The sequence below is a fragment of the Aquimarina sediminis genome (genome assembly GCF_002895435.1).
Classification (GTDB): Bacteria; Bacteroidota; Bacteroidia; order Flavobacteriales; family Flavobacteriaceae; genus Aquimarina; species Aquimarina sediminis.
Genome location: NZ_POYJ01000001.1, coordinates 626123 through 645688 on the forward strand (window position 1 = coordinate 626123; position 19566 = coordinate 645688).

At 32.2% G+C, this 19566-nt stretch carries 20 protein-coding genes; 12 read left to right on the plus strand and 8 right to left on the minus strand.

Annotated elements, in window-relative coordinates; genetic code table 11:
* Nucleotides 1-39: 39 nt before the first annotated feature.
* From menD to C1X07_RS02795, 3 genes are read right to left on the minus strand one after another with little or no spacing between them, the layout of a single operon-like run.
* Entirely contained in the window at nt 40-1764 is a 1725-nt protein-coding gene (gene menD / locus C1X07_RS02785; protein WP_103068438.1) for a 2-succinyl-5-enolpyruvyl-6-hydroxy-3-cyclohexene-1-carboxylic-acid synthase, read from the minus strand.
* A 53-nt stretch (nt 1765-1817) separates the two neighbouring features.
* The gene (locus tag C1X07_RS02790; protein ID WP_103068439.1) at nt 1818-2912 is read right to left on the minus strand and encodes an isochorismate synthase; all 1095 of its coding nucleotides are present in this window, start codon (nt 2910-2912) and stop codon (nt 1818-1820) included.
* A 1-nt stretch (nt 2913) separates the two neighbouring features.
* Complete coding sequence (locus tag C1X07_RS02795) at nt 2914-3339, minus strand: PaaI family thioesterase (protein WP_103068440.1); 426 nt, start codon at nt 3337-3339, stop codon at nt 2914-2916.
* 87 nt (nt 3340-3426) lie between these two features.
* On the opposite strand from C1X07_RS02795, the gene C1X07_RS02800 reads away from it, so the two are divergent.
* The 6 genes from C1X07_RS02800 (at nt 3427) to C1X07_RS02825 (ending at nt 8450) form a co-directional block, all read left to right on the plus strand.
* Nucleotides 3427-3990, plus strand: a complete 564-nt coding sequence (locus tag C1X07_RS02800; protein ID WP_103068441.1) for a TetR/AcrR family transcriptional regulator — start codon at nt 3427-3429, stop codon at nt 3988-3990.
* Nucleotides 3991-3996: 6 nt separating this feature from the next.
* Nucleotides 3997-4848: an alpha/beta hydrolase family protein gene (locus C1X07_RS02805; protein ID WP_103068442.1), complete on the plus strand. Its 852-nt coding sequence runs from the start codon at nt 3997-3999 to the stop codon at nt 4846-4848.
* A gap of 17 nt (nt 4849-4865) precedes the next feature.
* On the plus strand, nt 4866-5510 hold the full coding sequence (locus C1X07_RS02810; protein ID WP_103068443.1) for an alpha/beta hydrolase: 645 nt from the start codon (nt 4866-4868) through the stop codon (nt 5508-5510).
* Between the two features lie 393 nt (nt 5511-5903).
* The gene (locus C1X07_RS02815; protein WP_103068444.1) at nt 5904-6383 is read left to right on the plus strand and encodes a hypothetical protein; all 480 of its coding nucleotides are present in this window, start codon (nt 5904-5906) and stop codon (nt 6381-6383) included.
* Between the two features lie 485 nt (nt 6384-6868).
* Nucleotides 6869-8020, plus strand: coding sequence for a hypothetical protein (locus C1X07_RS02820; RefSeq protein WP_103068445.1), 1152 nt, complete (start codon nt 6869-6871; stop codon nt 8018-8020).
* A gap of 16 nt (nt 8021-8036) precedes the next feature.
* The gene (locus C1X07_RS02825) at nt 8037-8450 is read left to right on the plus strand and encodes a hypothetical protein (protein ID WP_103068446.1); all 414 of its coding nucleotides are present in this window, start codon (nt 8037-8039) and stop codon (nt 8448-8450) included.
* Between the two features lie 62 nt (nt 8451-8512).
* Here C1X07_RS02825 and C1X07_RS02830 read toward each other — a convergent pair whose 3' ends face one another.
* A complete protein-coding gene (locus C1X07_RS02830; protein WP_103068447.1) occupies nt 8513-8785 on the minus strand; it encodes a hypothetical protein in 273 nt (90 codons plus the stop codon).
* A gap of 535 nt (nt 8786-9320) precedes the next feature.
* Between C1X07_RS02830 and C1X07_RS02835 the strand changes: the two genes are divergently transcribed.
* The 6 genes from C1X07_RS02835 to C1X07_RS02860 all read left to right on the plus strand — a co-directional run bounded on the left by C1X07_RS02835 (nt 9321) and on the right by C1X07_RS02860 (nt 14232).
* On the plus strand, nt 9321-9995 hold the full coding sequence (locus tag C1X07_RS02835) for a restriction endonuclease (RefSeq protein ID WP_103068448.1): 675 nt from the start codon (nt 9321-9323) through the stop codon (nt 9993-9995).
* A 93-nt stretch (nt 9996-10088) separates the two neighbouring features.
* Nucleotides 10089-11078, plus strand: coding sequence for a hypothetical protein (locus C1X07_RS02840; RefSeq protein ID WP_128755178.1), 990 nt, complete (start codon nt 10089-10091; stop codon nt 11076-11078).
* 125 nt (nt 11079-11203) lie between these two features.
* Nucleotides 11204-11548: a hypothetical protein gene (locus C1X07_RS02845; RefSeq protein ID WP_103068450.1), complete on the plus strand. Its 345-nt coding sequence runs from the start codon at nt 11204-11206 to the stop codon at nt 11546-11548.
* 116 nt (nt 11549-11664) lie between these two features.
* Nucleotides 11665-12723: an alpha/beta hydrolase family protein gene (locus tag C1X07_RS02850; protein WP_103068451.1), complete on the plus strand. Its 1059-nt coding sequence runs from the start codon at nt 11665-11667 to the stop codon at nt 12721-12723.
* Between the two features lie 116 nt (nt 12724-12839).
* Entirely contained in the window at nt 12840-13427 is a 588-nt protein-coding gene (locus C1X07_RS02855) for a TetR/AcrR family transcriptional regulator (protein ID WP_103068452.1), read from the plus strand.
* Between the two features lie 46 nt (nt 13428-13473).
* Entirely contained in the window at nt 13474-14232 is a 759-nt protein-coding gene (locus C1X07_RS02860) for an MBL fold metallo-hydrolase (RefSeq protein ID WP_103068453.1), read from the plus strand.
* 257 nt (nt 14233-14489) lie between these two features.
* Here the strand turns inward: C1X07_RS02860 and C1X07_RS02865 are convergent, their stop codons facing one another.
* The 4 genes from C1X07_RS02865 to C1X07_RS02880 all read right to left on the minus strand — a co-directional run bounded on the left by C1X07_RS02865 (nt 14490) and on the right by C1X07_RS02880 (nt 19535).
* Complete coding sequence (locus tag C1X07_RS02865; RefSeq protein ID WP_103068454.1) at nt 14490-15002, minus strand: DinB family protein; 513 nt, start codon at nt 15000-15002, stop codon at nt 14490-14492.
* Between the two features lie 79 nt (nt 15003-15081).
* Nucleotides 15082-17667, minus strand: a complete 2586-nt coding sequence (locus C1X07_RS02870; RefSeq protein WP_103068455.1) for a phosphoenolpyruvate carboxylase — start codon at nt 17665-17667, stop codon at nt 15082-15084.
* Nucleotides 17668-17822: 155 nt separating this feature from the next.
* Nucleotides 17823-18302: an Lrp/AsnC family transcriptional regulator gene (locus C1X07_RS02875; protein WP_103068456.1), complete on the minus strand. Its 480-nt coding sequence runs from the start codon at nt 18300-18302 to the stop codon at nt 17823-17825.
* A gap of 75 nt (nt 18303-18377) precedes the next feature.
* Nucleotides 18378-19535 carry a M14 family zinc carboxypeptidase gene (locus tag C1X07_RS02880; protein WP_103068457.1) on the minus strand — a complete coding sequence of 386 codons (1158 nt, stop codon included), beginning with the start codon at nt 19533-19535 and terminating at the stop codon, nt 18378-18380.
* Nucleotides 19536-19566: the final 31 nt, after the last annotated feature.

The window sequence follows — 19566 nt, forward strand, 5'->3', positions numbered from 1 at the left end:
ATGAATAATTAATCTATAAAGTATATTAAACCATAAATATTAGACAAAATGCTTAAAATAATCGATTAAAGTACCATCATTTTCTTTTCGGGGAGTAAAAATCTCTAGTAACTGAGGTCGGTTATTATTCTTATAGATATCTCGAGTACTTTGGATCAGTTCTTCATACGTATGTGCCATACGATATTCAAAACCAAACATCTTACATAAATGTACGGCCGTAAGGCGATGTGTTGTTTCAAAATATGTACTAAAATTATTGCTTTCCTCTTTACCAGGTAAAATCCTGAATATTCCTCCTCCTTCATTATTTATGACAATAATTTTGAAATTCGATGGGATATAATCATTCCACATAGCGTTACTATCGTAGAAAAAACTCAAATCTCCTGTTATCAAAGTTGTTGGCATACTTGAAGCTAAGGCTGCCCCTATTGCAGTAGATGTACTCCCATCAATACCGCTTGTCCCCCGATTACAAAATACTCTAAAGGTTGGATTAATTGTAAAGAGTTGAGCATACCTGACTGTAGAACTATTACTTAATTGTATCATATGCTCATCAGGAATCTCACTAAAAAGAGCTTCAAATACTTTAAGGTCAGTAAAAGTAATTTTCTCTAGATACTCCGCGTGTTTTATTCTTCTTTGATCTCTAATAGAAATCCAGGATGATTTATAATCACTTTTAACCGGAATAGTATTTTCCAAAAAATGAGAAAAAAACAGATTTGGCTCTAATTTTATATGCTCTGTAAGGCAAAAATAGGTGTCATATGCTTTTTTTGAATTAATATGCCAATGAGATTTAGGTTGGTATTTTCTCAAAAAACCTTTAATTCGCTTAGACACTACCATCCCTCCTATTGTTAAGAGAATATCTGGTTGCAATGCCTCAAATCCTTTAATACCCAAAGTAGAGATCAATTGATCAATACAATTGATATGTGATGTATGATGAATATTCGAGGTGGTTTCTGTTAACACCAAAACGGAAGGGTCTTTTGCCAAACATTCTATCCACTTTTGATCAACAGAGTCTGGTGAATTAACACCAATTAATACCATTTTTCGTTCTGCCTGATTCCATCCATCCAGCATCTTTGATTGTAAATTTTCAGAAAACCAATAATGAGGAGTTTCTACCGGAATATTTTTAGGAAAAACAGTTGACCGATCAAGCTTATCATAAAGAGGTTCATAGAAAGGTATATTAATATGAACCGGACCTTTTTGCTCAATTGCTTTATTTAAGGCCAGGTTTATCTCTCTTTCATTATGTTTTTGAGCTTCATGTTGCTTCTGTCGAACTTTAGGATCATCAATTATCATTTCTGCAACAACCTCTGAATATAAATTAGCTGAATACAGAATATGATTTTCAAAAACATTTTTTTGACGAATAGTCTGACCATCTCCTATATCAATTCTTTCAATAGGTCTGTCTGCACTCAATACAACTAATGGGATATCACTATAAAAAGCTTCAGAAATTGCTGGGTAATAATTTAACAAGGCACTACCAGATGTACAGACAAGAGCTACGGGTCGTTGAATCTGCTGAGCAATCCCTAATGCAAAAAAAGCTGCACACCGCTCATCTACAATACTATAACAGTGCATACCTGGATGTTCACTAAAACTGATTGTTAGTGGTGCATTTCTGGATCCTGGCGAAATAACAATATGGGCAATTCCTTTTGCCTCACATAAGGCAACTATTGACTGTGCTAAAGGAATTTTGGAATATAAGCGTTTCTTCATTCGAAGGGCTAAATTACAATATCATACTAATTTACACCAGACTTTTAAGTAAATTAAAACAAAACCTTTTTCATAGTTTCAGTTTTCCTAACCGTTTCTTCCCACTCACTCTCAGGATCAGAGTCTTTGGTAATCCCTCCACCAACATAGATTATTGCTTTTTGTTTTGTCAATTCCATACATCTTAAATTAACCAATATACTGGATAGAATTATACCTTTGTTTTCTATATTAAGTTCGCCCAAAAAGCCTGTATAATATTTACGATCATATCCCTCGTTATTCAAAATAAACGACTTTGCTTTATCCTTAGGAAGCCCACAGACTGCAGGAGTTGGATGAAGGATCTGAAGTATTTCTTTTATTCCCGAATTTACATCCGATAATACTCCTCTAATATCAGTACGAAGATGTAAAAGTGACCCGGCCCTACTGGTATATGTTTCTGAGCATTCAATCTCACTCGAAATCTCTTTTAAACCATTAACAACAAATTCTTTAACAACATCTTGCTCAACTATTTCTTTATCTCCCCATTCAACATCCAAAGTGTCAATATAAGACTGTGTACCGGCCAAAGCCATTGTAGAAAAATCCCGATTATTGATTGTAACCAACGTTTCAGGAGTAGCCCCTAACCACATTCCAACTTTGGGATGATGCCATAAATACACAAAAGCTTTTGGGTATTGAGCTATTAACTTTTTAAACAATTGCAGAGGTTGGTTTGGAGTAACGTCCAATTCACCCACCACTTCACTACGTGACAAAACTACTTTCTCAAAACAATTAGAAACTATGCTATCCACTCCTTTATTTACAAGTTCTAAATGCTTAAATTTTGCCTTACTATCTTCAAGAATATTTCTAAAAACCACAGAAGATTTATCATCTTCTGCCATCATTTCTTTAGGAATGGTAACCGTATGGTAAACACAATGCTCCAAAGGAAAAATCACAGATTCATTCGTATTATCAAAAGGCGCAAAAACAAACCCCGAAATAGAATAATCACCAACCTCATACAAATGGCTATCATTCTGCAGAAATGTTTGTAATGCATCAGAATCGGCTTTGCGATAGATCACAAAGGGTAATTCTTTATCTAATTGATATTGAATCTGAGTATAAACAGTTTCAATGTTCATACTATTTAGTTTTTGGAAGTGCTATCGTTGTCAATTTTACAATGGATATCAAATCTCCTTCCTCATTCCTTATTTTTATATCCCAAAGCTGTGTGGTACGACCTTGATGCACAATTTCTGCTTTTGCAAATACATATCCTTCTTTAATACTTTTTACATGATTCGCAGAAATCTCAATTCCTCTGATGTAAAACTCTTTTGCATTTAAGAAAATAAAAGAGGCTGCACTACCAACACTTTCTGCAAGAGCAACCATTGCCCCTCCATGCAAAACACCATCTGGTTGATGTACCTTTGGAGTTACCGGCATTTTGGCAATAAGATAATCATCTCCTACCTCACAAAAGGAAATCTCTAAAGTTTCCATCAAAGTATTTTTGCACATCTTAGCGCATTGTTCCAGCACTTCTTCTTTGGTCAAATTCATAAAAAATTAAAATTTAAACAAAAATATACAATGCCATTAAATAATTCTAACTATATTTAATTGTTATTTTAACGAACGTTCAATAAAATGCCAAAAGTAAAAACATCAAAAGAAGAAGTATTAAAGAAAGTGATCCCCATCTTGCGTACTCGCGGGGTTCAAAACAGTAGTATGAGTGAATTATCAAAAGCCTGTGGTATTCAGAAATCTCATTTTTACTATTACTTCAGTAATAAAGAAGAGTTAATTAAAGAGGTACTTGCAACTGTGCATAGCTATTTTAATTATAATTTTTTTAAGATTACGGATAATAGTGTATTAAATATCAGCCAAAAACTAGAGCAGTTAAAGCTACTTCTTGACAAACTCTTTAAAGCCTCTGATGGCGGATGTATTATGGCAAATACAGCCTTAGAAACGATACATCTAGATCCTATATATAAGAAAGAAATACAACTGTTTTTTCATGATTTCATAACGGGATTACAAAAACTTCTAGAAACTCATTATTCTAAAGAAGACTCTTTAATGCTTGCCGAACAAATGGTTCAGGATATTGAAGGAGGCATTTTACTAACTCAAATTTATGATGACTCAAAATACCTTAATAATGCTATTTCGCGAATGGAAAAAATAGTATTAAACAAATAACAACAAATGGAAGCTTATACAGTACGCTCTTACGACAACTACCCTATTTCGGTACATGAATTTGTTCCTGAATCTTCAAACCATAAAACCTTTGTTTTTGCTCCTGCAGTGGGAGTGCCACAAAGTTTTTACTTTAATATTGCAGAATACCTATGTACCAAAGGGTGCAATGTATTCACTTTTGATTATAGAGGGATTGGTGATTCTCTTTCAAAAAGCATTCAATCTTTAAAGAACGAAGGTTTTTTCTCTTGGGCTTTGGATTTTAATGCTGTGTCAAAACATGCAAAAGAAGAATTCCCTAAGAATGAACAATATATGATTGGTCATAGCTATGGTGGTAATAGTGTAGGGTTTAGTGATGCCTATCAATATTATGACAAGTATCTAACTGTAGGTTCGCAATTTGGCTTCTACAAACACTTTTCTATTAAAATGCAGATCCTTATCTACCTTAATTTTAGGATTTTTGTACCACTGACCACTGCAATTATGGGATATTATCCTTCTGGATGGTTTGGACTGGGAAAGCCCCTTACCACAAAAGCTGCTAAAGACTGGGCTATTTTTTTATTACATCCGGATTCTATGCTACATTTTACCAAAGGAAATACCTCTACTTACTACAGTAATATAAAAGAACCTATGCTTTTATTAAGTATTGATGATGATGACTTTGCACCAAAAAAATCTGTAGATATCCTTGGTAAGAATGTTTACCAAAATGCGAATGTAACAAGAAAACACCTCAAACCCTCGGATTACAATATTAAAACTATTGGTCATTTTGATTTTTTTAGAACAAAAAATCGAGATATCTTGTGGCCGATTATTGATGATTGGTTTGATCTTCGCTAAATATTATTTTAAGTCTTATGAGTGCCACTGAAAAAGAAATCTCTTATAACGCTATAAATTCATATTCTACCCTAAATAATTTACTACCTAGCACAACAACTGTATGGTTAGTTTTTCATGGAATTGGATATTTAAGCCGTTACTTTATTCGCCTATTTGATAGCCTCGATAAAGAAGAGAATTACTTTATTGCTCCGCAAGCGCCTTCAAAATATTATAAAGGGAATGACTATAGAAGAGTTGGTTCTAGCTGGTTAACCAAAGAAAATACACAATCAGAAACCCAAAACGTATTACGATATGTTGATGCTATAGTATCTGAAGAAAAAATCCCAAAACATGTAAGACTAGTAGTTTTAGGGTACTCACAAGGAGTTAGCATTGCCACAAGATGGGTAGCTAGTCGTAAAATAAATTGTGATGATTTGATAATGATTTCTGGTGGTTTTCCTAAGGAATTAACGAAAGAAGATTTTTCTTTTTTAACAAACAAAACAAAGGTAACTCATATCCTTGGTGAGCAAGATCCCTATTTTGAGATCGAAAAAGTGAAAGCCGAAAAAATACGCATTCAGCAAATATTACCTCAAATCAAATTCAGAACTCATCAGGGAGGGCATGAATTAGATATAAACTCTCTTACAGACAGTATTGAGAATTAACAATTTTTGAATACAGTTTTTTTACTATATCGAAATAAAATAAAGAAGTTTCTATAATCTAATACTCCAGCATTAGAGAATCCTTATTTATGCCTGAACCCTACACTATAATAGTAAAAAACAGCTGATCTTCTTTCTTACATATTTTGACTATAGAAAGTACAAGCGACTATACTATAAATTATCTGTCAATTTTTACTAAAAAAAATTACACATATCAGGTAACATTTTTCATTACCTCGACATATACTTATGTGTCCATACGCTAATTAATTAAAAAACAAACAGTTTCGAACGATATATTACTAAACATGCACTTTGCACAAAGGTTTTGTTTACATCAAAAAACCAAAAAAATTACATACAATAATTATTAATTTAAATTTTACACAAATGAGAAACATCATTGAAGATTTGCTCACTCAGCAAGAAAAACAGAAAGCAGAAGACTTGGTAACACAATTAGAAGCCATTTTTATAGACAAACTATCTGCATTAACCGAAAAACAAAGAAGTAGTTATAAGGCCATTAATGAGACCAATAAACTATTTGTTAACAAAGTTTGGGACTATCGACAGCACAGTACTATCCTAAGTTCTCCAGATGTAGACTGGCAAGAATTCGAAAAAGACTACAAAGCCAGAGCGTATGCAGAAAGTCTTTTAGGGCGTATACAAAGTATAGCCTACCGTCTAGAAAGTACTAAGATACTACATGATTATGACAACTATCAGGATGCTCTTAATGATTACGCCTATTCTCAATATAGTAAAGGAGCAGGTAAACCAGGATTCACAGAAAAAGTAGCTGAATTAAAACAGTTTTTTGCACGAACCAGAAATATTGCTGACACCAATGAAACAGAAAAATAATTCTTTTTAACCCAAAAGACCTTCCAGAACGTCAAAAAGACGTTCTGTTTGGTAAAAAAGAAGAAGTTTTTAGCTCCGTGAATTAAAAATTCAACTGTTAAGGTTAAAAAATCAGCTTTTTTTTCTAAAATTTTAACTCAAAAATCTAAAAGTTGTACTCATGAGGTTAAACACTTCGTCAAAAAGACGCTCCAGAACGTCAAAAAGACGTTCTGGAAGGTCTTAGAGGTTAAACAGATTATAGAGCTGATTAAACATTTAACCATATCCTCTGAATATTTAACAGATCAAATACTTAGATTCTAACAAGCTTAAATAATTTCAAAAACTAGAGTAATTAGTACCAAAAGGTAATTTCTAGCCCCACTCAGAGCAACAGTCTATTAATACCACCAAAAATTACTAATTTAGTTACTCGTATAATTGGTGTATGGTTACTTGAGGAACTATACTCCTACGTTGGCTACAAATAGAAAAAAGAAAAAATGATTGGCTACGAAAATAAAGAATTGATACACCTAACTGAATTAGGTCAATACTTAAAAAGTGTTTTAGAATTCTGTTTAATTCAGAATGAGATAGATGATAAAATCGACCAGATAAAATGGAATATCCAATGGATGGATTTATCTGTCATTTCTCGGGAAAAGGAAGATGGAAAGGAATACTACCTTGAATTGGTTATCGTCCTTAAATCAACAACTCTAAATCACTCAGATAAAAATTCAATAATAGCTTCTCTTAAAAATTATTTTCTAATAGAAAATGCGCAACCCGCCCAAAGAGAAATAAATGGAACTTGGGTATTCATAACCAAAATGCACGATACTCAAAAAGAAAGATTTCACTTAATTAAAGGTGGAAAAGGAATTCCAAGAAGAATAAGTAATTATGATGTTATAATTTCCATAGAATCAAAATTAAGAGATATTCTACCGAGTGCAAAACTAATCCTTTCAAGTGATGAGATAAAAAATCAAGAAAAGAAACTAATTGAGGAATTACAAAAAGAAAGGTCGAGCATCCTCAAAAAATTGGACAAGTACCAAAAACCAATAATTATTTGTGAAGGAAAGTCCGATATAAAAATAATTGAAACAGCTTGGAAAAAATTATATAAAAATAAGGAAATGCCATTTCAAATATTGCCATCAGGAGTTTGGCTTGAAATTGAAAAAAGCGAAGGAAATGCAGACCAAATTAGAAGATTGTTGGAATTATACGCCCCAATGAATCCCGATGAGAAAATATGCATTGGTTTGTTTGACAACGACAGAGAAGGTAACGAGCAATATAAAGGTTTAAACAAAAAAATATTCAAAAAATTTGAAAGTAACAGTCTGGTTAGACAACATAAAGTGAATAAAATTTATGGAATGTTGTTACCTGTACCAAGCAACAGAAGTAAGTATTTTGGAACATTAATAAATCATCGAAGATTCGTAATTGAACATTATTTTAGCGATGACATTTTAGAGCAATTCAACATGAAAGGAGAAACAATTGCTCCCGATTCAGAAATATTTGAAATAAATGGAAATAAAGATAACTTCTCAAAATCAGTTAATTCTTTAGACAAAAAAGAATTTCAAAACTTTGAAATATTATTTAAAGAAATAGAAAAAATCTGCAGCTAACAATGGTAACCGCCCAATGAAATCAAACAGTAAAAAATATAAAATTTGGTTCTATTCTAAAAGACCATTGAATGACCTTGCGGAAACGTTTTTTGAGAAAGGATTAATAAGAGAATTTGAATATAACTATGAAAATGTTTACGAATGGATAGAAGCACAATCAACTGACCAATCAGTAGAACTTAATATCTCAAGAAAACATTCATATTTAGAAGGTTTTGAAAAAGGTAGAGAGGATCAACTTAAATCAAATCTTGAAGAGCCAATTACATTAATGTTGATGTATGACAATGTCGAACCGTCTGATAGTAAAATCGAAACGATAGCGTATCAAATCAATCTTGTCCTAGCAACTAAAGTTTACTTAGGATTAGTTAAATATTTAGAAGATGATGATTATGAGTATTTAAAGATGAAAGAAATCACTTAAAACGAACCCTAAAAAATCATTAGTAGCAGTACTCAATAATCTTCTAGGGCTTGTCAATGAAATCAAGATTTGCCCAAATGTTCCAATCTCTCCCACAAAAACTTAAGATTAAAAAGAGCTATCTTTTCAGGAGTATCAAAACATAAATCTGTATGATACAGGGCAAAGTCGTGAATCATTTTTAATGAGTTAACCAGCTCCTCAATACCTTGAAATTTGAGACTACCAATAAATTCTTGCTCAACAGAACTTAATGATTTTAGGAGTTTGGAATCATTAACGGATTCTTCATGATTGCCATTAAGACAGGCTGTCTGACCACTTACGTTTCGCATAATTAAAATGGATTAATGAATAAAAAAAGGATAGGTCACTGCGAAACGTATCAAAGCGATGCCTTGAATGGTCTTCGGGACTCACACCCGTGTGCCTATCCAATGTTTTTCTTTTAAGCCAAATTTTGATAATTGACATCATGATGAATAAAATTTAATACGTTTCGCATTTCAAAGATACAGAAAAGAATGAAATAAGTGAGAAGAAAAAGCATATAACAAGGTAAAGTAAATAAGGCGTTCGGTGATCTCCGAAAGTTTTGTATTCCTAGCAATCACGCCAAAACAAAGTTTTGACGTTTAACAAAATATAAAAGTAAAAACGTTTGTTTTGGCTTAGTGCAAACTCGAAAAATCATTTCTTTTTCCCTGCCCTACTTGCCTTATACTAGACGCCAGACTGTCTAAAAACCTATCTTAATACTCAAAGTATTTGGGTAGGTATCTTTGAGAAAAGTCATATATTCGATTCTTAAAGACTTGTTTTAGGTTTTTAGACAAACTGACGCTATATTTAAATAAAAACAACCACTAAATGAAATGGCAAGAATATCAAGAAGCAGTTGGACAACTCTATGAGCAAATGGCTGAGTTTGGAGTGGTGAAAAAAAATATTACAATTCCTGACAGAGTAACGGGACAAGCCAGACAAATCGATGTATGGTGGGAAATGAAAATTGAAAACCATTCCTTTAAAATACTGATAGACGCCAAAAAAAGAAAAGAAAAAATTGACGTAAAAGATGTTGAGGAAATAATGATGCTTGCACAATCTGTTAATGCTGACAAAGCAATTATCGTCACCAATAATGAATGGACGGAGCCTGCTGAAAAAAGAGCAAAATTTGACGGAATGGATTTGAGAATATTGTCAATTGATGAAGCAACAGATTTAGTCGTTGAAGACAAATGGTTAATGTGTTCTATTTGTAATGAAGATTGCGTTCTTTTAGACCAAAGCGGATTTATGACAAAGAATAATCTATTAAATTGGTGGTTAGGCGGAAAATGCAGAAGTTGTGATTCTATTTATATCAATTGTCAAGATTGTGGTAGTAAAGGAATTGCAAGAGAGAAAATAGAATATATATGTGAATGTCCTATCAAGTGGACTTCTCAAAATGGTGTTTTGAGCATTTCAGAGTTTGATCCTAACAAACAAATAGACTTTGAAGACCCAAATCAAATAAAAATAGATTTTAACGAATAAATAAAATAAACACATAACAATTTGTATAGTTCATTTATTCCCTTCAGGAAGCAAACACACCATATAAGAGACGTTAGGTTTAATTAAAAATATATGAAAAGAGTTTTACTGATTTTGACTTGTCTAATTTTTCAGACTTCAATATACACACAGGAGAGCATAGCCTCAGACACGCTCTATCGAACAACGTATTTTACTTTCCATAATAATGTGTGGATGAACTTGTACCACTTTTTTTACGAACAAGCTTGTAATAGACAAAAAAATAAACTGGCTGAAGATGGCTTAGTCTTTAATGACATAGGAGATAGTGTTGTAATAATGGAATTATCATCAAAAGAAAAAGCCTTATTCAATGATGGAGTCGCCTTTTTTAAGAAGAATATTATTGACCAAAAACTTCTTAATTCTCGAAGAATATTCAAATGGCTTCAAAATCAGCCATCTAATAAGAATATTATAGATACTACTTTCTCAAAGGAGTTCACAGAAAACCTAAATAGGCTCAGTAACTTATACAAAGATCATTTTTGGCAAAGACATCAAAAGGAGAATGTTGATTTGCTAAACAACTTTATTAGTTTAATTGAGAAAACAGAAAATTCAGTCATTGGAAAAATGGAAGATTTTTCAGGTTCAAAATGGAACGGTGCTGTTAGAGTTGATTTAACAACTTATGGAAACTGGGCTGGTGCTTATTCACCTGACTTTGATAATCTGGTCATTTCCTCAATTGACCCAATGATGAACTCAACCATCTTCATTGAATTTGTTTTTCATGAAAGTTCCCATTTACTTTTCACTAGAAAATCTCCATTTAGACAATCATTATTTTTAAAATCCAAAGAATTAGATATTAAGCAACCTCGACAACTTTGGCATGCAGCAATGTTTTATTTGAGTGGTTTGGCAACAAGAGAAGTTCTTAATGAATATGATGTGAGTCATGAGCTTATAATGAAAAAGAAGAGTGTTTTCACTCAGTACTATGAAAATAAAGAATTCAAGACAATCTTATCAGACTATTACAAATCAAACATTGAAATGGATGCAATGTCAGCCAGACTTTTAAAAATCAATTAAAAACTAAACATAACACTTCGTAAACTCCATTGATCAAATTGTTTGCTTTCGCTATCGCTGCACAAACGATTTAACTAACAACACTAAGGCTGAGTTTACTACGACGCTAGCAGCAATACGGGAAAATGAATAAAAACAAACCAATAAAAGAAAATTTAAAATTTCATCTAGATAATTCATTTAGGCTGTTTAATAATGGATTATCTTTTCAAAATGCTATTCAACAAGAGTTGGATAACTTTGACAACATCACTTGGTTTTCAATTTCGGATATTGACATTGAGAGTTTTAAAGAAAGTTCAAAAAAGGAATTAAAAACTGACAAGGAATTGAGTTCGGTTTATTTTAATTTCTTACACGGAGAAAAATTGACCTTTATTTTTGATGAAAAAAGAAATAAAAAAAGTTTGATTTTAGATGGATATATTCGAGAAGAAGAAAGTTATCCAATGATGGAAATTATTAATTAAAAACTGGCTACAACAACGCCCAAACTGTATTAAAACGCAACTTGCCAAAACATTGTAGTGTCAGTAACAAAAACATTAGTAAATCGTCATTTTAGTAAAATAGAATATCAACGAAAATGTTTAAACGAACTACATTCTTTGTACTATTATTAATAATAGTTGGAGGGCTTTACATTGGCTCAATTATCTGGTGTCAACATAACATCAATAATCAAATTCTAACCAACACTATTTCAGAAACTAGAATAAAATTTGGTGAATTTGAAAAAACAGAAGTTTTTAAAAAGAAAAGACTAGAAGGATTTAGTTATTCGTTTTTAGAAGCTTCAGGAATCCTCTTTACCAAATTAAAGCCTTTAAAAAACACAATACACTATTCTATAGCATATAAAAGTGATGGGTTGATTGTAACAGGTAGTATGGTTACTCCCAAAAAAGATGGAAAATACCCTTGTATCATATTTAATAGAGGAGGAAATAGAAATTATGGAAGACTTGATTTTAGACTGATTAATAAATATATGACTGTATTGGCAGAACAAGGGTATATAGTTATTGCTTCAAATTATAGAGGAAATAGTGGCAGTGAGGGTAAAGAAGAATTTGGTGGTAAAGATGTTAATGATATTACAAATTTAATTTCAGTTCTTTCTAAAGAGTCAATGGCTGACACTTCTAAGATTGGAATTTATGGACATAGTAGAGGCGGTATGATGTCATATAAATCACTACAAAATTCAAATATGATTAAGGTTGCAGTAGTAATGGCTGGTACTACAAATGAGCTTACCGCTGTTAAAGACCGACCTGAGTTAGAAAAAAATGTACACGCTCAGTTAATTCCTGATTATTATGAAAATAAGGAAAAAGAGTTAAAAAAGCGTTCTGTAGTTTTTTGGACAGAAGAGCTTAGTAAAGCTCCATTACTTATACTACATGGCACAGATGATAAAAGAGTCAATTATAGCCAAGCAATTCAACTATCTTCAAAGCTTGATAGTTTAAGTTTCCCTTATAAAATGGTGACTTTTAAAGATGATGATCATTCTTTATCGCAAAATAGAAAAGAAGCAAATTCAATGATTATTAATTGGTTTAATAAATATTTACGAGATGAAAAACCATATAATGAAGTTAAAAAACAGATGATTATAATCAATAAAGAATCACCTTAGTTATTGGTTAATATAGGAGAGGTTGATAAATGACGCAATACTTCACTAAAAAGCAAATACCAATCGGTATCTATAGAGAATTTTTACGTACATTTATGACATAAAACTTCAATACCTTGGAAAACACATCTGAATTCATAATAGAAACTATTGCCCCTATTTTCAATAAAAAAGGATATGTAGGCACAAGTCTTTCTGACCTAACTAAGGCAACAAAACTAACCAAAGGTGCTCTTTACTGTAATTTTAAAAACAAAGAAGAGTTAGCCATAAAAGCATTTAGATACAATGCCAAAAATGCGCTTCATCCACTCTTTGTTCAGTTATCAAAACACGAAACAAGTCTTGCAAAACTAAAAACTATAACCAATTACTACCGTCACTTCTATAACATTGCTAATAAACGAGGAGGATGCCCAATTCTAAACATTGGTATCGATGCGAAACATAATAGTCCTGCCCTTTTTAATGAAGCCAAAAAAGAAGCCTCTAAATTGACTCAAGGATTTGCCAAAATAATTCAAAATGGTATTGATACATCTGAGTTTAATGCAAGCATTGATGCATTTAAATATGCAAGAAACTTTTATGCTATGATAGAAGGTGCAGTCTTTATGGCGATGATGTATAACGACGATAAATACCTCACTGATGCAATGGACCTCATTGATGATATAATTGAAGTACAAATAAAAAAAAGATAAAAAATTTTGAACAACCACATACCGATTGGTATTTAAAACAACAAAGATGACAATACAGTTAATTAGAAATGCAACCTTGAAAATTGAATATGCTGGCAAAACTATTTTGGTTGACCCAATGCTCTGCAAAAAAGAAGCGATGCAACCTTTTATGAAAGGGCTGAAAAAAAACCCAACGGTCGACCTAACCATTTCTATTGAAGAAATTATTAAAAATATTGATGCCGTTTTGGTCACACATTCTCATCCCGACCATTTTGATACGGTTTCTAATAAGGTATTACCTAAAAACATCCAACTTTTTGTAACTCCGATAGACAAAGATATTTTTGCAAAACGCAACTTTAACAATATTACGGTCGTTGAACAAGAAACAAATTGGCAAGACATTAAAATCACAAGAATCCAGGGACAACACGGAAGCGGAACAATTTTACCTTATATGGGAGAAGTTTCGGGATATGTGTTGCAGTCTGAAAATGAACCTACTATATATATCATCAGTGATACTATATTAATTGATTCGGTTATAAGTACGATAACCAAATTTAGACCAAACATCATTATAACCAATTCTGGAAATGGAATTTTTCCGGGTCACGAGAAATATCCAGTTATAATGAACGAAAGACAAACTATTGAAGTGGCAAAACTAGCACCTAAGGCTACTGTTATTGCCGTGCATCTCGAATCAATAGATTTTAATAAAGCTACACGTAAATCTTTGAGGAAATTTGCCGACAAAAACGGTGTTTCAAAAAAGCAATTACTAATTCCGCATGATGGAGAAACAATAGAGTTTTAGCCTAAAACTGGTATGCTATGAAAGCCTTTTCCCTGTGGGATCGATAATCTTCATACAACATAGGGTCAACACCTAAAGCACCTAGTGAAGAATAAATACTTTAACTAGTTTCTAGACTGATACAACCAATGGAGGTGGATTCAAATCTTTTGAAATTTAAATTCCGAAATACAATAGAATGACATTTCAAACAATACAAACAGATTCATTTTCTTAAAAAGAATAATCATTTTTTACAACTTCTTCTGTTGCCATAATTATAAATATCTTTCGGTTATCACTTCAAAATGGTGTTTTTGATGACCTGTCAAGATATACCCAACTGCCCTGGCGCTCATAGGGCTACCACTAGCCTCTCCAATTCTGGTAAGCATTTCATCTGTGAAACCATTAAACAATGAGATAGAACAGTTTCTAACAGCATTAAAATCAGAGACGATATCTTCCTGACCTAAATTATTTGCATTAGAGTTTGGAACATAATCATCTTGTTCAAATCCCATAATCGGCGTCTTATCATTTCTGGCAAAACGCAATGCCCTATATGCAAAAATACGTTCTGTATCAATTATATGCTGAAGCACTTCTGCAATCGTCCATTTTCCTTCTGCATAAGCATGAGTAAATTTTTCTACAGGAATAGATTCTACAAAATCAACAAATTCTTTTTTACTAATTTTTAGCCCTTCAACAATATTGGGATATTCTGCCTTAGTAATATAAGAGGCATAATACGAATTATATTCTTCTACTTTTACTTGAGATAACATATGATAAAAATGAAAATGAGGTCGAAATTTAATAATTCCAACCTCATTATATTATATAGTTAACAGTACTTTATTAAAATTATGCCGAATTACGACTAGCATTAATATTACCAAACAAAGAACGAGTTACCATTTTTTCATAAATGGCAATTTCTTCTGGATCTGCGTTATCAGTTTTATTTAACTCCTGAATTTTCTTAAGAGCATATTGCTGAATAGTTAATAAAGGCAATACAATATTTTCTCTAATATCTATAGACGCTTTACCAGCAGGTTCATTTTGCATCAGCTCGGTATACCCTGTTAGCTTCAACAACAATCTCTTTGTCAACAAATACTCATCATGAATAATGCTCCAAAACGCTCCATATTCTTCATCTTCTTTCATATAAGAGGTTAACTCAAAAAATGACTTAGTAAGACTCATCATACTATTACCTAGTAATGTTCTAAAGAATGGAGATCCTTTATACAACATGACTAGCTTATCAAACTCTCCTCTGTCCTCAAAACTTTTTAAAGCTGTTCCTACTCCATAAAAACCGGGAACATTTTGTTTTAGCTGACTCCAACTTCCTACAAATGGTATTGCCCTAAGATCTCCAAAGTCTAAAGTCGCACTTTTACTTCGTTTAGAAGGGCGGCTACCAATATTTGCTTTCCCATAGTATTTGAGCGTACTCATATGTTCCAAATACGGAAGAAATTTAGGATGGCTTTTAAAATCTACATAGGTCTGATAGCTTATATCTGCAAGCTCTTGCATAGTTTGCTTATTTTCTACAGAAAAAAGATTCCCTTCGTTACTGGTTAATTGGTTTTCTACACCAGCACCCAAAAGTTGTTCTAAGTTATATTGGCAAGAATCCAATGTTCCAAAATTTGAACTAATCGTTTGCCCTTGAACTGTTAACTGAATTTCTTCATCTTCTATTGTAGGTCCCAGAGAAGCATAAAATTGATTGGTATTTCCTCCTCCACGGGCTGGAGGTCCTCCTCTACCATCAAAGAACACAACTTTTACATCATATTTTCTGGAAACCTCTGTCAAAGCTTCTTTTGCTTTGAAGATTCCCCAATTTGCCATAAGGTATCCTCCATCTTTTGTTCCGTCAGAAAAACCAAGCATAATAGTTTGTTTCATCCCACGTCGTTTTAAATGATCCATATATACCGGATTACTATATAAAGTCTCCATAACTTGGTGAGCAACTTGTAAATCAGGAACAGTCTCAAACAAAGGAATCACATCTACTGTTGGTAATTCCCAATCACATAGTCTTATCAAAGCAAAAGTTTCCATTACATTAAGTACGCTTCCATTGTTACTAATGATGTAACGGTTTGCTGCGCGTTCTCCATTATTTTTTTGGATAGTTTTTATGGCATAAATAGACTCTAATGTAGCTCTAGCTATATCTTCATCAAAAACCGATGGGTCCAATTTTCCGGTAACTCCAGAAAGTATTTTTATCTGTTGTTCTTCAGAAAGAGATTGGTAGTCTTCTGGAAATATCCCTAAGTTAAGTTCAATGGTTTTTTGCACAACTTCAGTAAGCACCTTATGGTGGATTCTGGAATCTTGTCGAATATCAAGTGTTCCAAAATGAAATCCAAAAATCTTAACTTTATTGATCAAATCTTGCAACTCATCAAGAAACAAAGACTGATGCTCTGCTATCAACTCTTCTCTAATTTCTAGTAATCCATTCATTAATGTATCTACAGATAGAGGGGCTGCTGTTTTGGCATAATAAAAATTATCATAAAGGGCATTTTCTAAAACCATGATTTTATCTCTAAGGTTTCCAAAGGTAATTCTACGTTTTAGTGCTCTGATATCCCTATAATAGTTTATCAAAATTGTTTTACGCAGTCGTTTTGCTACTTTTAGAGTAGTTTCGGTAGTTACAAATGGATTACCATCCCTATCACCTCCTGGCCAGAAACCAAGATTAATTAGATCATTCTCCAGATCTTCTCCTTCAAATATATTTTGCTGGATATAATTATAAATTGTTCCTGCTGCATGATAAAAAACATTCTCTAGATACCAAATCAAGCTTACTGCTTCATCATATGGTGTAGGTTTTTCTTTTTTAAAAAAGGCAGTTTTCCCTAATTGAGATAATAGCTTTTTGATCAAAAGTAAATTGTTATCCCGTATTGCAGCATCTAGATCATGAATAATCCCAAGTACAGTACCTGGATAAAATTGTGTTGGATGTGCTGTTAAAGTAGGTCGAATCTTAAAACGTCTTAAGTAATCCTTAAGTTCTTCAAGTTTACCTTTTGATTGTGCTTCTTCTTTTATACTTCTTAAGGTTCCTATCCCATCCATGTTATTTACTACAGGGAAAGCAGCATCTTCTATTGCATCAAAAAGTACAACTTGGCGTTCTATGTATTGGATAAACCTAAATAGTAAATCATACTTTTCTTTGAGAGGTGGATTATCTTGGTACAATGCAAAAAAATCTTCTACAATCTCTGTAGGATTTTTGTGCTGGTCGTATCCTTTCTCACATACTTCTTTAAAAAGAGGTAATAAAACTCCTGTATTACTTATTGTATCATAAGGTAATGTTATAAATATACTATTGTATATCTGGTACTTTGCAAGAACGTTTTCATTAAAACGTTCAATTTTTGGTTTTCTAGCCATTTGTGTGGTGGTGTGGTTTATGGTTAATAATTTCTTTTAAAACAGAAACAAATATTTTACTATTTTATCCTGATGATGAGAAATCTTCTTTAATTAAAAAACCCTCTAAGATTTTTTCTTAAAGGGTCTATTCTATATTTAAAAAGTATATCCCTTTATAGCTCCTGGAAAATAGAGTGCATTAAGCGTTTCTTATCATTAATACTCTCTTCTAAGGAAATCATAGTTTCTGTACGGTATACCCCATCGATATCATCTAATAAAAAGATAATTTCTTTGGCGTGGTTAGTATCCTTAGCTCTTACTTTACAGAAAATATTAAATTTTCCTGTTGTAATGTGAGCTACAGTCACATATGGTATTTCATTAATTCTTTCTAAAACAAATTTTGTTTGAGAAGTATTCTGAAGATAGATACCAACATAAGCTATAAATGAATATCCTAATTTTTTATAATCTAATGTTAAAGAAGATCCTTCTATGATACCAGCCTCTTCCATTTTTTTTACACGTACGTGTACGGTACCTGCAGAAATCAATAATTTCTTCGCAATATCCGTAAAAGGCGTACGGGTATTTTCAATCAACATGTCTAGGATTTGGTGGTCAACTTCGTCTAATTTAAACTTTGCCATATTTTTTTTAGTTATTTTTCCCGATTATTTACATTGCAAATTTAGCAGAAAAATACAGTATTCGCATATTTTACTTCAACTTTTTATTGATTCTATTAAGAATAATTCAGAATCCAGATAAAACTTTAACAACGTGGTCTTTGGAACTATCTCTACTGTAACGTTTTCGTTACGAATTGCTCTTTTATCACCGATTATTTCTCTATGCCCATAAAATTTTTGAAGATTATCAATTTTTTCAACTTTTGGAACGAATTCTACTACATTTTTAACTAATTTTTCACTGTATTGAACAGCTATATCTACATTTTTTCCATTCAAAACAACATCTCTTATAATCATATCATAGAAACATTTTCCGTTCTCTGGTATCAAAAAATAATCCCTGTAACCATCTCCAGAAATAGATGTAGTACTTATATACTTTATAGCAGTAATAAGAGAATAGAAAATATATTCTCTTGTTATTTCGCGATCATAATCATTAGGATAATGACCTGCCTCAAAAAGTATAGTAGGAATACCCATATCGGTCAATGTATCCCCTACACAATTAATATTAAAACCATCATCATACCTCCCAACCTGATTAGGGATACATTTTTGAAGTACTGCATTCATATTTGCAATAATTTCCATAGCCACTTTGCGACTAGATGTTATAGAACGGTCAACATCTCCCGCCGGAGCCAAAAAAGACACTGTGGCCGGATAATTACTCTCTCCTGCACTAAAAATAGTACGTTGCCCATGAAGATTAAAGGCAAAATCAGGTCTAACTCTATGAACTAGGTCATTAAATACAATACTTTCGTTTTGTGTCTTATCCTGTGCATCACGATTAAGATCCACTTGATTAAAATTAAGCCTTGTATATGCTTTTGCTCCATCAGGGCTTAAAATTGGAACAATAAACAAAGTACAATTCTTCAAAATATCCTTAGCAGTATCATTAAATTCATCCAATAAGAGGTTTAATAAATCAAAAATTGCTTTTGTAGTTGTGCTTTCATTACCATGCATCTGAGACCAAAACAATAATTTCTTAGGTCCATTACCTAATGTAATCAAATCAATAGGAGCTTTATTTTCAGAAATACCTATGGGTTCAATTTCAATTTTAGAAGATAAAGAAGTTAAAAGAGGTCTAATATGATCTTGGTTAATATAACGTCCAAACAAAGAAGATTCTTTATATGTTTTATACCAATTTTGTAATGTACTAATATCCATGATGTAAATTATAAAGCCACGAAATTACTAT

Coding starts and splice junctions, on each gene's coding strand:
- C1X07_RS02810 (WP_103068443.1), top strand. CDS start 4,866: ATGAGTGCCACTGAAAAAGAAATCTCTTATAACGCTATAAATTCATAT.
- C1X07_RS02850 (WP_103068451.1), top strand. CDS start 11,665: ATGTTTAAACGAACTACATTCTTTGTACTATTATTAATAATAGTTGGA.
- C1X07_RS02790 (WP_103068439.1), bottom strand. CDS start 2,912: ATGAACATTGAAACTGTTTATACTCAGATTCAATATCAATTAGATAAA.
- C1X07_RS02800 (WP_103068441.1), top strand. CDS start 3,427: ATGCCAAAAGTAAAAACATCAAAAGAAGAAGTATTAAAGAAAGTGATC.
- C1X07_RS02795 (WP_103068440.1), bottom strand. CDS start 3,339: ATGAATTTGACCAAAGAAGAAGTGCTGGAACAATGCGCTAAGATGTGC.
- C1X07_RS02805 (WP_103068442.1), top strand. CDS start 3,997: ATGGAAGCTTATACAGTACGCTCTTACGACAACTACCCTATTTCGGTA.
- C1X07_RS02880 (WP_103068457.1), bottom strand. CDS start 19,535: ATGGATATTAGTACATTACAAAATTGGTATAAAACATATAAAGAATCT.
- C1X07_RS02865 (WP_103068454.1), bottom strand. CDS start 15,002: ATGTTATCTCAAGTAAAAGTAGAAGAATATAATTCGTATTATGCCTCT.
- C1X07_RS02835 (WP_103068448.1), top strand. CDS start 9,321: ATGAAATGGCAAGAATATCAAGAAGCAGTTGGACAACTCTATGAGCAA.
- C1X07_RS02840 (WP_128755178.1), top strand. CDS start 10,089: ATGAAAAGAGTTTTACTGATTTTGACTTGTCTAATTTTTCAGACTTCA.
- C1X07_RS02825 (WP_103068446.1), top strand. CDS start 8,037: ATGAAATCAAACAGTAAAAAATATAAAATTTGGTTCTATTCTAAAAGA.
- C1X07_RS02830 (WP_103068447.1), bottom strand. CDS start 8,785: ATGCGAAACGTAAGTGGTCAGACAGCCTGTCTTAATGGCAATCATGAA.
- C1X07_RS02815 (WP_103068444.1), top strand. CDS start 5,904: ATGAGAAACATCATTGAAGATTTGCTCACTCAGCAAGAAAAACAGAAA.
- C1X07_RS02845 (WP_103068450.1), top strand. CDS start 11,204: ATGAATAAAAACAAACCAATAAAAGAAAATTTAAAATTTCATCTAGAT.
- C1X07_RS02870 (WP_103068455.1), bottom strand. CDS start 17,667: ATGGCTAGAAAACCAAAAATTGAACGTTTTAATGAAAACGTTCTTGCA.
- C1X07_RS02860 (WP_103068453.1), top strand. CDS start 13,474: ATGACAATACAGTTAATTAGAAATGCAACCTTGAAAATTGAATATGCT.
- C1X07_RS02875 (WP_103068456.1), bottom strand. CDS start 18,302: ATGGCAAAGTTTAAATTAGACGAAGTTGACCACCAAATCCTAGACATG.
- menD (WP_103068438.1), bottom strand. CDS start 1,764: ATGAAGAAACGCTTATATTCCAAAATTCCTTTAGCACAGTCAATAGTT.
- C1X07_RS02820 (WP_103068445.1), top strand. CDS start 6,869: ATGATTGGCTACGAAAATAAAGAATTGATACACCTAACTGAATTAGGT.